This window comes from Streptomyces sp. NPDC030165 (assembly GCF_055573595.1).
The window spans coordinates 1-11,336 of record NZ_JBVIBD010000045.1 but is presented as its reverse complement, the minus strand read 5'-3'; the positions used below and the strand labels follow the sequence as shown (position 1 = coordinate 11,336).

Annotated in this window: 8 protein-coding genes and 1 pseudogene; 8 read left to right on the top strand and 1 reads right to left on the bottom strand. The window is 71.2% G+C overall.

Going from position 1 to position 11,336, the window contains the following annotated elements; translation table 11 throughout:
- Positions 1 to 10 precede the first annotated feature (10 nt).
- The 4 genes and pseudogenes from ACZ4Z1_RS40800 (at position 11) to ACZ4Z1_RS40785 (ending at position 5,386) form a co-directional block, all read left to right on the top strand.
- Positions 11 to 1,606 carry an ABC transporter substrate-binding protein gene (locus ACZ4Z1_RS40800; protein WP_468491770.1) on the top strand — a complete coding sequence of 532 codons (1,596 nt, stop codon included), beginning with the start codon at positions 11 to 13 and terminating at the stop codon, positions 1,604 to 1,606.
- A gap of 5 nt (positions 1,607 to 1,611) precedes the next feature.
- On the top strand, positions 1,612 to 2,604 hold the full coding sequence (locus ACZ4Z1_RS40795) for an ABC transporter permease (protein ID WP_468491787.1): 993 nt from the start codon (positions 1,612 to 1,614) through the stop codon (positions 2,602 to 2,604).
- Positions 2,605 to 2,633: 29 nt separating this feature from the next.
- Positions 2,634 to 3,449 (top strand): annotated as a pseudogene (locus tag ACZ4Z1_RS40790) (ABC transporter permease); the annotation flags it as partial.
- A gap of 269 nt (positions 3,450 to 3,718) precedes the next feature.
- Positions 3,719 to 5,386: an ABC transporter ATP-binding protein gene (locus ACZ4Z1_RS40785; protein WP_468491769.1), complete on the top strand. Its 1,668-nt coding sequence runs from the start codon at positions 3,719 to 3,721 to the stop codon at positions 5,384 to 5,386.
- Between the two features lie 225 nt (positions 5,387 to 5,611).
- Here ACZ4Z1_RS40785 and ACZ4Z1_RS40780 read toward each other — a convergent pair whose 3' ends face one another.
- Positions 5,612 to 6,277 (bottom strand): class I SAM-dependent DNA methyltransferase, encoded by a 666-nt coding sequence (locus ACZ4Z1_RS40780; protein WP_468491768.1) that lies wholly within the window; start codon positions 6,275 to 6,277, stop codon positions 5,612 to 5,614.
- Between the two features lie 595 nt (positions 6,278 to 6,872).
- On the opposite strand from ACZ4Z1_RS40780, the gene ACZ4Z1_RS40775 reads away from it, so the two are divergent.
- The 4 genes from ACZ4Z1_RS40775 to ACZ4Z1_RS40760 all read left to right on the top strand — a co-directional run.
- A complete protein-coding gene (locus ACZ4Z1_RS40775) occupies positions 6,873 to 7,526 on the top strand; it encodes a chemotaxis protein CheB (RefSeq protein WP_468491767.1) in 654 nt (217 codons plus the stop codon).
- A gap of 26 nt (positions 7,527 to 7,552) precedes the next feature.
- On the top strand, positions 7,553 to 8,317 hold the full coding sequence (locus ACZ4Z1_RS40770; RefSeq protein WP_468491766.1) for a Crp/Fnr family transcriptional regulator: 765 nt from the start codon (positions 7,553 to 7,555) through the stop codon (positions 8,315 to 8,317).
- A gap of 851 nt (positions 8,318 to 9,168) precedes the next feature.
- The gene (locus ACZ4Z1_RS40765; protein ID WP_468491765.1) at positions 9,169 to 10,989 is read left to right on the top strand and encodes a trypsin-like serine peptidase; all 1,821 of its coding nucleotides are present in this window, start codon (positions 9,169 to 9,171) and stop codon (positions 10,987 to 10,989) included.
- 219 nt (positions 10,990 to 11,208) lie between these two features.
- Positions 11,209 to 11,336, top strand: a 128-nt coding sequence (locus tag ACZ4Z1_RS40760) for a glycosyltransferase (RefSeq protein ID WP_468491786.1), incomplete at its 3' end; no start/stop codon positions are given.

Here is an 11,336-nt window from a genome sequence, read left to right as displayed (position 1 = left end):
CGAGACCACCATGACCGACTTCCCTTCCCCCGACCCGGCCGCCGACGGCCTCCCCGGACCGCGCAGGCGCGCCTTCCTGGCCGCGACCGCCGGAGCCACGGCCGCCGCCGGTCTCGTCCTGGCCGGCTGCGGAACCGGATCCGGCTCGCCGGGCGCCGGCGGCACGCCCCGGCGCGGCGGCCGGCTGCGCGCCGCCTTCGCCGGCGGCGGCGCCTCCGAGACCCTCGACCCGCACCTGGGCAACCTCTTCGCCGACGCCGCCCGCGCCAAGGCCCTCTACGACAAGCTGGCCGACTGCGGCACCGACATGGCCGCCCGCCCCCGCCTGGCCGCCAAGTGGGAGCCCAACGACACCCTCGACCGCTGGCGGATCACCCTGCGCAAGGCGTCCTTCCACGACGGCAAGCCGGTCACCGCCGAAGACGTCCTCTACAGCTTCCGCCGGATAGCCGACCCGAAGAAGGCGTACCGCGCCAAGGCGTCCCTGGAGCCCATCGACCTCGCCGCCAGCCGGGCCGTCTCCCCGGACACCGTCGAGTTCCGGCTCAAGCGCCCCACCGCGGAATTCCCCAACGTCCTGGCCGCGTTCGGCGCGTACATCATCCCCAAGGGCACGACCACCGCGGACTTCGCCGAGCCCGTCGGCTCCGGCCCGTTCCGCTTCGTCTCCTTCACACCGGGCCGCTCCTGCGTCGTCAAGCGCAACGACGCCTACTGGGACGGCGCGCCGCACCTCGACGAGCTGGAATTCGTCGTCGCCAACGAGGAGTCCGCCCGCATCAACGCCCTGCTCGGCGGCCAGGTCGAGTACGCGCACGAACTCAACCCCACCACCGCGCGCGCCCACGAGGGCAAGGGCCAGGTCGAGATCGTACGACTGCGCAACAGCGCCATGCAGTCCTTCGCGATGAAGACCGACCGCGCCCCCTTCGACGACAAGCGGGTCCGCGAGGCGTTCTTCCTCATCGCCGACCGCAAGGAACTGGTCGACGGCGCGCTCTCCGGCGCGGGCGAGATCGGCAACGACCTGTTCGGCAAGGGCTACGAGTACTACGCCGCCGACCTGCCGCAGCGTCACCAGGACCTCGACCGGGCCCGCCACCTCCTCAAGCAGGCCGGCGCCGAGGACCTGCGCATCACCCTGGACACCTCGCCCGTCGCCGCCGGATTCACCGAGGCGGCCGGCATCTTCCGCGACCAGGCCGCCAAGGCGGGCGTGACCGTCCGGGTGAAGTCCGGCAGCAAGGACAGCTACTGGAGCGACATCCTCGACTCCGGCACCCTGTGCTGCTACCGCTCCGGTGCCATGCCCATCGAGTCGCACTTCTCGCAGCGGCTGCTGAGCGGTTCGACGACCAACGCCACCAAGTGGCAGCACAAGGACTTCGACGCCCTGTACCAGCAGGCCCAGTCCACCAAGGAGAAGAAGGAGCGGGCGGCGGTGTACGGGCGGATGCAGCGCCGCCTCTACACCGAGGGCGGCTTCCTGGTGTGGGGCTTCGCGGACTGGATCGTCGGCACCTCCCGCCGCGTGCACGGCGTGGCGCACGACGCCCCCGCCAACACCCTGGACTGGGCCCGCTTCGACAAGGTGTGGCTGGCGTGACGGCGGTGGCCGTGCCGCCCCGGGCGACGCGGGCGGGCGCCGGGCCGGCGGCGCTGCGCTCCTGGCTCGCGCGCAGGCTGCTGCTCGGTGCCGCGCAGACGGCCGCCGTCGTGCTGCTGGTCTTCGTGCTCACCGAGGCGCTGCCCGGGGACGCCGCCGTCGCCCTGGCAGGCGACCAGCCCGACCCGGCCCGCATCGCGGCCATCCGTACCGAGATGGGGCTGGACCGACCGGCCGCCGAACGCTTCACCGACTGGGTGCTCGGCCTGCTGCACGGCGACCTCGGGACCTCGCTGACCTCCGGACGGCCCGTCGCTGCGTACCTCGCCGACGGCTTCGGGCCCACCCTGCTGCTCGCCGCCGTCACCGTGGTGCTCCTGGTCCCCATCGGGGTCGGGCTCGGCGTGCTGGCCGCGCGCCGCGAGGGTTCCCTCGCGGACCGCCTCGTCAGCTCCGTGACGCTCGCGGTGTACGCCGTACCGGAGTTCGCGCTCGGCGTGCTGCTGGTGACGATGTTCGCCCTGCGGCTGGGCTGGCTGCCGCCGACCGCGGTCGGTTCCGGCGGCGATCTGCTCGCCCAGCCGGCCGTCCTCGTGCTGCCCGTCCTCGTCCTGCTCTCCCGCCCGGTGTGCTCGATCAGCCGCCTGGTACGGGCCGGGATGATCGACGCGCTGCGCTCCCCGTACGCCCGGCAGGCGGCCCGCTACGGCCTGTCCGCCGCGCGCGTCCGGTACGCGCACGCCCTGCCTAACGCCCTCGCGCCCGCCGCCCAGCAACTCGCCCGCACTGTCGACTGGCTGCTGTGCGGTGTGATCGTCGTCGAGGCACTGTTCGTCATCCCCGGCCTGGGCACCGTCCTGATGAACGCGGTCGCCGAACGCGACGTCCCCGTCGTCCAGGGCCTGGCCGTCGTCTTCGGCGTCATCGCCGTCGTCCTCAACCTCGGCGCGGACCTGGTCGCCCGCCGGCTCGCACCACGGGCGGGGGTGGCGGCGTGAGGGCGGAGGACTCGGACGCGGTGAGTGGGGTGGGGCGTCGGTGGTCGGGGCGGTCGGGATGGTTGGGGTGGTCTGGACTGGTGATCGCCGGTGTGCCGCTCCTGCTCGCCCTCCTCGGACCGCTGCTGGCGGGCGAACCCGGCCCGCGAGCCGCGTCCTTCACCCTCGGCGGCGGCCACTGGCTCGGCACCGACTTCGTCGGCCGCGACGTGTGGCGGCAGATCCTGCTCGGCGGGCAGTCGGTGGTGCTCGTCGCGCTGGCCGCCACCGTCCTCGCGTACGCGGTCGCCGTCCCTCTCGGACTGGCCGCCGCCCTCACCCACCGGGCCTGGCTCGAAGAACTGCTGATGCGCCCGCTGGACGTACTGCTCGCGGTGCCGTCACTGCTGCTGATCCTGCTGGTCGCGGCCGTCTTCTCGCCGGGCGGCGCGGGGCTCGCGCTGCTGGTGTCCCTCGTCAACATCCCGGACGCGGCCAGGATCGTACGCGCCGCCGCGTCGGAAGCCGCCGCCCGTCCCGCGGTCGAGGCACTGCGGATGCAGGGCGAGACCTGGTGGCGCACGGCAGTCGGCTACGTCGGCCGGTCCGCACTGCGCACCTTCGCCGCCGACGCGGGCGTCCGGCTGACCGGCGTGCTCTACCTCGTCGCCACCGCCGCTTTCCTCGGCGTCGGCGTGGAACCGGACGCGGCGGACTGGGCGGTCATGGTCGACCGCAACCGCACCGGAATGTTCGTACAGCCGTGGGCGGTGGTCGTGCCGGCGCTGCTGATCGTGGCGCTGTCGATGGGCGGGAACCTGGTGGTCGACGCGGTGCTGGAGGGGCGAGGGCGGGAGCAGAAGCGAGGGCTGGGGCGGAGACAAGGACGGAGGCAGGGGCAGGGACAGGTGCAGGGGCAGGGACGGATTGCGGAGCGGCGGTGGTGGACGGTACGGAGGCGCCGCACCGTGTCTGCGTCCGGGACCACACCGTGCGCAGCGCCCGCGACCTCTCCTGCGGCAGCACCCGTGACAGACCCCGTGACAGACCCCGTGACAGACCCCGTGACAGACCCCATGACAGACCCCGTGCCGGCACCCGGTCACGATTCCCATGACACCGAGGAGGGCCGCCGGTGAGCGCGGCAGCGAACGTCGTCGCCGAAGTCGAGGACCTGCGGGTGGAGGTCGGCGGCCGGGCCGTCGTCGACGGGGTGAGCCTGCGGGTCCGCGCGGGCGCGGTCACCGCCCTGGTCGGCGCGTCCGGCAGCGGCAAGACCACGACCGGCCTGGCCCTGCTCGGGGCATACCCGCCTGACGCCCGGGTCTCGGGCACGGTCGCCGTCACGGACGGCCTGGTCGGTCACGTACCGCAGCACCCGGCAGCGGTCCTCAACCCTGCCCGGCGGGCCGGCGCCCTGCTCCGCGACATCGCCCGCACGCAGGTCCGCCACCTCCCGCGCCGCGAGCGGCCCCGGGCCGCCGAGCAACGCATCGCCGACGCACTGGCCAGTGCCCAGCTCGCCGAAGGCCCGGAACTGCTGTCCCGCTACCCGCACCAGCTCTCCGGCGGCCAGCAGCAACGGGTCGTGCTCGCCCAGGCCCTGCTGCTCGGCGCCCGCGTCGTCGTCGCCGACGAGCCGACCACCGGTCAGGATGCCCTCACCAAGCGCCGCATCGTCGCGGAGCTGGTCTCCCTCGTCCGGCAGGGCATCGGCGTCCTCCTGCTCAGCCACGACCTGGACGTGGTACGCGAACTGGCCGACGACATCGTGGTCCTCAAGGACGGCCGGGTGGTGGAGTCCGGGCCCGTCAGGCAGGTGGCACAGGAACCTCGGCACACATGGACGCGCGAACTGTTCGCGCCTCGGGAGGGGATGGCGGGAGCTGAGGCCGAGGTGGGGGCGGAGCTGGGAGCCGCGCCCCAGGCGGGAGCGGAGCTGAGGGCCGCGCCCCAGGCGGGAGCGGAGCTGAGGGCCGGCCCGGTGATCGGTTCCGTCCTGGAGGTTCGGGACCTGACCGCCTACCACCGCGGCAGCGGTTCCCGTCGGCCGGCCGGCGTACTGCGCGATGCCTCCCTGTGCCTCCGGCCCGGCGGGCGCGTGGCCGTCGTCGGCCGTTCCGGCAGCGGGAAGACGACCCTCGGCCGGTGCCTGGCCGGCCTGCACCGCACATACGAGGGGAACGTCCTCCTCGACGGCGAACCACTGCCGCGCAGCCTGCGCGACCGCACGCCCGCGCAACTCGCCGCGGTTCAGTACGTCTTCCAGGACGCCCAGGCGTCGTTCGACGAACACCGCACGCTGCTGGCACAGGTGGCCCGTACGGCCGTCCGCCTGCGCGGAGCCGCCCCCGCGGATGCCACGGAGACGTCCCGGGTGCTGCTCGCCGAGGTCGGGCTCGGCGAACAGCACCTGCACAGCCGCCCTGGCCGGCTCTCCGGAGGCGAACTGCAACGCGCGGCGCTCGCCCGCGCCCTGCTCGCCCGCCCCCGCGTCCTGATCTGCGACGAGATCACCTCGGGCCTGGACACCGTCACCCGGCGCGGCATCCTCGCCGTCCTCGACCGGCTGCTGCACGAACAGCCGGACCTGGCACTGGTATGGATCACCCACGACCTGAGCACGGCTGCCCGGACCGACCACATCCTGGTACTGGACGCAGGCGACATCGTCGAACAGGGCCCCACCAACCGCGTCCTCACGGCCCCCGGCCACCCCTTCACAGTGGACCTTGTGGAGGCGTCGGGGGAGGAGAGAGCAGGGAGTGCAGTTCTGGGGGCGCGTACGGCTGGTCGGTCGTAGAGGGGCTGTGGGGTCTGCCGTGGGGCCGGTCGTGGGGGCCGGGCTTGGGGGCGGCTGTGGCATCAGCCCCGGCAGACGTGCGGGGCCCGTCCGCTGCGCCGGACTGTCCGCGGCTGATTAGGCCGAATCAGCCGGTTCGGCCAGTTCCGCCTGTTCAGCCGATTAGGCCGATTGGACCGGTCGGGCCGGTCGGGCCGGTCGGGCCGGTCGGATCGATCCGACCGATCAGGCAGACTCAGCCGGTTTGCGGGCCATGAGGAAGGCCTGAGGCGTCCGTTCGGCGAACCTGCCCGTGTCGCGCTCGCGTACCAGGCGGGCGTATACGGGCAAGTCGGCCTGCTCCAGCAGGGCGGCCACCCGGTCCGGCTGCCGCCGGTGGAAGTCGAGCGAGATCTCCCGGCCGAAGGCTTCCTCCAGGCGCAGCGGCTCGTCGCCCACCTGGAAGGCGGTCAACAGAAGACCGCCGGGCGCGAGCACCCGGTGGAACTCGGCGAACGCCTCCGGCAGCAGCTCCAGAGGGACGTGGATGGTCGAGTACCAGGCCACGATGCCACCGAGGCTGTTGTCGGGGAGGTCGAGGGCCAGCATGGAGCCCTCGTCGAAACGCAGTTCCGGGTGCTGGCGACGGGCCACCGCGAGCATGCCCGGCGAGAGGTCGATACCGGAGACGGACAGGCCCAGGTCGGCCAGGTGAGCGGTCACCCGGCCGGTACCGCATCCCACATCCGCCACGGGTCCGTCACCGGCGGCCCGCACCATCTCGGCGAACCCGGAGAGCAGCGCCCGCTCCAGCGGCTTCGCCTCCAGTTCGCCGTGCGCATACGCGGCGTACTCGTCGGCCATGGCGTCATACGACGCCCGGGTGTCCTGCAGGAAGTCCGGTTCGGTCATGGAGGAGGACCCTACTGCCCGCCCCGCGATCATCTCCCTCCGGCCCTGCCGCCCCGCTCAGCCCTCCTCGTGGGCAGCGCGGGCAGCGTCGACAAAGTCCTCCAACGCCTGCCAGAAGGGAGAGAACGCACTCCCGAACTCCTCCTGGGCATCGGTGTCCCCGTCCATGGCTCCCTTGACGCAGCGATAGAGCGTGCCCGGATCTTCGCGTACTCGGGAACCTCCCGATCGTGCAGTTCCTTCAACACGTCCGCCGTGGGCCTCACCTCCGCCGAAGCGGCGAGCAGGTTCCCGGAAGGGAAGGACAGCGACAGCTGGATGATCTGTAGCCGTACCGGGGCAAAAGCCACAAAACCGGCTGCACGGAGGGCCGAGAATCCACAATTGCCGACCGACACCGACACCGACACCGACACCGACACCAGCGCCGGTCTGCGGTCTCTCGCCCGTCTGTCGCTTCGATGGCGTAAGTCCAGGTGAGGGGAGGGGTGTCTGCCGGCTGCCTGACCTCGGTCACCGACCGTCCGCACGGCGCTCCCGCGAATTCCGTCTCCACCCGTCCGCTGTGTGCGGTTCCGGGCATTAGGCTGGTGCTGTGTTCGGCACCGTTCAGAAGACTTCCGCGGCGTTCGACGTGGTCTGTATGACCGCGTCGCTCGGCGGTGTGAGCGCGTACCGCGAGATCCTCGCGGCGCTGCCCGAGACCTTCCCCGCCGCAGTGGTGCTGGTGCAGCACCGGCCGGTGCGGGAGCAGGACGGCCTGGTGGGAGTCCTGCGCTACCGGTCCGCGCTGCCGGTGCGGCTGCTGGAGGAAGGGGACCAGCTAACCCCGGGCGTCGTCCACGTCGTGCCGGCGGGCCGCTGGGCCGCCTTCACGCCCGAGGGAACGGTGTCGCTGCACGACGCGGACGGCCACCGTTCGGCGGATCCGATGTTCGCTTCCGCCGCGGCCGCATTCGGCTCCCGGGTGCTGGCGGCAGTACTGACGGGGCGCCTGAACGACGGGGCTCTGGGCGCACGCCATGTCCGCGGCGCGGGCGGCCGGGTGCTGGCCCAGGACGTCACCACTTCGGAAGCCTTCGGTATGCCGAGCGCCGCGCTGGCCACCGGCTGCATAGACTTCGTCCTGCCCCTGCCGGTGCTGGCTCACGCGCTGGTCAGCCTGGTGATGGTGCCAGGTGCCGCAGGCCTGATGCGGGTGTCGCTGCCCTCCTGGGCAGCGGTGATCCCACCGGCGGTCGCCACCTGACCAGGGGGACGAAAGGCGGGCAGAACATGACGAGCGCTACCAGCAGTGCGTGCGACATCACAGGCAACCGCCTCCTCGCCGCCCTGCCGGAGGCCGAACGGCGGCGACTGCAGGCCCACCTCGAACCGGTCGAGCTGAGCACCGGAGACGTGCTCTACCGGCCGGGGGAGCGGATCGAAGCCGTATGGTTTCCGTTCCTGGGAGTCTGCTCGATCCTTGCCGAGCTGGACGGGCCGGCCGTCGAGGTCGCGACCGTCGGCGACGAGGGAATGGTCGGGCTCCCGGTGTTCCTGGGCGTCGGCAACCCGACCGAGCGGGCCGTGGTCCAGGTCGCCGGCCAGGGTCTGCGGATGGATGCCGACCAGTTCCGGCACGAGATCGCCGTACTGGACGGGCGACTGCAACAGCAGTTGCAACGGTTCACCCAGTCCATGTTCACCCAGCTGGCGCGCAACGCGGGCTGCAACCGCAGCCATCGCACACGGCAACGGTGCGCCCGCTGGCTGCTCATGACCGCCGACCGGATGCACAGCGACCAGTTCTCCCTGACACAGAAATTCCTCGCCCAGATGCTCGCGGTCCGCCGATCTTCGGTCAGCGAGGTCGCGGGCGCCCTGGCCGAGGACGGCTGCATCAGCTACAGCCGTGGCACCATCACCATCCTGGACCGTGCCGGCCTCGAGGCGAACGCCTGCAGTTGTTACCGCGTCATCCGGGAAGCCATCGACGCCGCGTTCCCGTCGGCCGTGAGAGAGGCGGGGGACGGCCGGCAGGTCACGGGTGGTTCTTGAAGCCGCCGTGCGGCTCATCCGCCCGACAGCGCCCTGATGAAAGGTGATCATAGCGGCGCGACGGCGCGTGGAAGCCCGGTTTGCGGACAGGGAATCCGGCATCACCTCACAGGGGGCGGAAGCCCTCACCTTCGATGCTGCGGCTGCCGCCTCTACCGCCGCTCTGACGTTGCCGCCCCGGGGTCGTCGCCCTGGTCGCCTGCTGGGGAGAGACTGAGGCGCGAGCGGGCAGTCCGGTTGTGCCGTCGGTGGACGAGAAGGGGCTTCCGTGCGGGGCGCGGGCGTGGAAGAGATCCCCGGACACCTCGACTCGTATGCCGTGGCGGCTTCGTCGGCGTGCTCTGCGGCATCGGCGGGATACCTCTCGCAGCTGCGACTGCCTCATGGGGCAGACGCGCCGGCGTCGAACTTGCCCGAGTTGTCACGGGCCGAGGCGAGGAGACGCCTTCCCGGCCCTCCGCCGCTTCTGGTCATGTACCGCGCTCGGGCTGCCTCCGGCGTGCGTATCACCGCGGCCGTACTCGCCACGGGCCGGGCGGAGGAGGTCGCGGCCGGTGCGGGCAGGGCGGTAATGCGTGCGCGAGCACGGTGAGGCAGTCCGTACTCTTACCCTGCCGCCCGCTGGTGCGGACGGCCGTGTCACCATGCCGACGCCGCCCACCGACCAGCGCCCCGGCACCTACACCTTCCGCCTGACCAGTCCGTCCGGGATCGCGCTGGACCTCTCCGTGACGGTCACACCGCCCGTGAGCGGGCCACGCACTTTTTGTATTTCACCTCGTCCCACGTGGCCGGGCTCTGCCCTGGCCACCTCTGCCCAACGGAAAAACTTCATGAGACGAATACTTCGTTTGCGCACCGCCGCCATCGGCGTCTGCGCGTCGGTCGCCCTTGTCGTCCCGGTGGCCACGGCCTTCGCCGCTCCGGACCCCAACGGTCCGTCCTCGGCGCCGCGGCCGCCCGAGGACGTACCTGCCGAGCAGGCGCGTGCGGCGCGGGAGGCACAGCGGTATTGGACGCCGGAACGTATCCGCAGTGCGGTGCCGGTGGAGACGGCCGAGGCGGGGGCCAAGAGCGAGGGCGGGCAGCCGGCCCCCGGTGTACGGCGCAAGCGGTCGGCGGAGCCGAGCCACCAGGTGGCCGAGGGGATCGCCACGGTGGGGGTGTTCTTGCTGCGCGGCAGTGACGGGGCCGCTACGCCCAATCAGTTCTGTACTGCCAGCGTTGTGGCTTCGGCGTCCAAGAGTCTGGTGGTTACGGCCGGGCACTGCCTCAAGGGCAATACGTCGTTGCGTAATGCCGCCTTCGTGCCCGGTTATCGGACGGGGGGCAGTAAAGCCGGTCAGGCGGGCGAGATGCCGTACGGCATTTTCCCGGTGCAGGACGGCAAGGTCTGGATCGATCACCGTTACCAGCAGGATCCGGCCGATGACGACGTGGATTTTGCCTTTCTGCGGGTGGGGGCCAATGCACAGGGACAGTTGCTGGAGGATGCTGCCGGGACGGGTAATACCCTCACTGCCGTAGATTCCGGGCACCTGGCGCGTGAAGGTGTGACGGTCGTCGGTTATCCCGGGGGCCAGAAGACGCCGCTGTCGTGCACCAACGACACCCGCGCCTTCCAGGGCCGGTTCCTGGAGATTCAGTGTGACGGTTACCGGTCGGGGGTCAGCGGCGGGCCGTTCCTGGAGGATTTCGACGGGCGGCGCGGCAATCTCGTCGGGGTCATCGGCGGGTACAAGACCGGTGGCCTGTACGACCACACGTCTTACGCGTCCCAGTTCGATGACGATGCGGTCTGGCTGTACCGGCAGGCCGTGGCCGACCTTCCGCTGGACGGGAAGTTCACGATGGGCGGGGCCGGTACGTGGCAGCACGCCCGTGCGATGGTCGCGGGCAGCTTTCACAGTGCCTCGGTGCGGCGGCGCACGAGCGATGTGATCGTGCGCTGGTCGGACGGGGAGGTTTCCCTCTACCCGGGGAATGGTGCGTACGGTTTCGGCAAGGACGTGCAGCTTGCCAAGGATGCGGAGTGGAAGAACGCGGCGGTGATGACGGCCGGTGACTTCACCGGTGACGGCACCGGCGATCTGCTGGTGCGCTGGGCGAACGGCAAGGTGACGCTGTACAAGGACGTCAACGAGACGAACAAGCTGAAGAACGCGGTCCAGCTCAAGGCGCCGAACGCTACCTGGACGCAGGCGACGGGGATGGCTGCCGGACGATTCGGCGGCGGCAACAACCGTAGCGACGACGTGGTGGTCCGGTGGGCCAATGGCCGCGTCACCTTCTTCACCAACGTCGACGCGGGCGGCTTCCACGCCGAGGCCCGGCTGGCGGCCCCCAACACCACCTGGCCCTATTCCCGTGACATGGCGGCCGGCGACTTCAACCCGGTCACCGGGGACCAGGACCTCTTCGTGCGCTGGTCCGACGGTGAAGTCACCGCGTACGGCAATATCGGCGCCAACCAGCTCAAGGCCGAGCACCAACTGCGCCCCGCGAAGTCGGCCTGGAACACCGTCAGCCTCGCCGCGGTCGGTGCCTTCGGCGGAGACGCCGGCCGTAGCGATGACGTGGTCGTCCTGTGGCCCAACGGCCGCCTCACGCTCAACAGCGACACCACCACCGCGTCCCTCGACCGCGAGCGGACCCTCGTCCCCGCGTCCTAGCTCCTGAATGCGTCCGTGCCCTGCCGAAGCATGAGCGGCCTCGGCGGGCACGGGGCGCGCAGGACCGCCACGCCTCCGGGGCGTCCCGGAGGCGTGGAGCGCCACCCGCAGTCATCGGGGCGCTGCAGCCTGTCGTACACTGTTGCGATTTGTGGGCGATATGGCGTCTTGGCGCGGATAAAGCCTCATCTTTTGCCTAGTGGTCGTCTTTTCGGAGAGATGGTTTCTGTGACCGAAATCTCAGTCGTCGTAATCGTCTATAACGATGCCGAGCGGTTGCCTGCTGCGGTGCAGTCGGTGTTGGGGCAGACGTTTGGTGATGTTGAGGTGGTGATTGTTGACGACTG

What these genes read in the sequence shown, in the direction of transcription:
- ACZ4Z1_RS40770 (WP_468491766.1), top strand. Translation starts at nt 7,553, where the DNA reads ATGACGAGCGCTACCAGCAGTGCGTGCGACATCACAGGCAACCGCCTC.
- ACZ4Z1_RS40800 (WP_468491770.1), top strand. Translation starts at nt 11, where the DNA reads ATGACCGACTTCCCTTCCCCCGACCCGGCCGCCGACGGCCTCCCCGGA.
- ACZ4Z1_RS40780 (WP_468491768.1), bottom strand. Translation starts at nt 6,277, where the DNA reads ATGACCGAACCGGACTTCCTGCAGGACACCCGGGCGTCGTATGACGCC.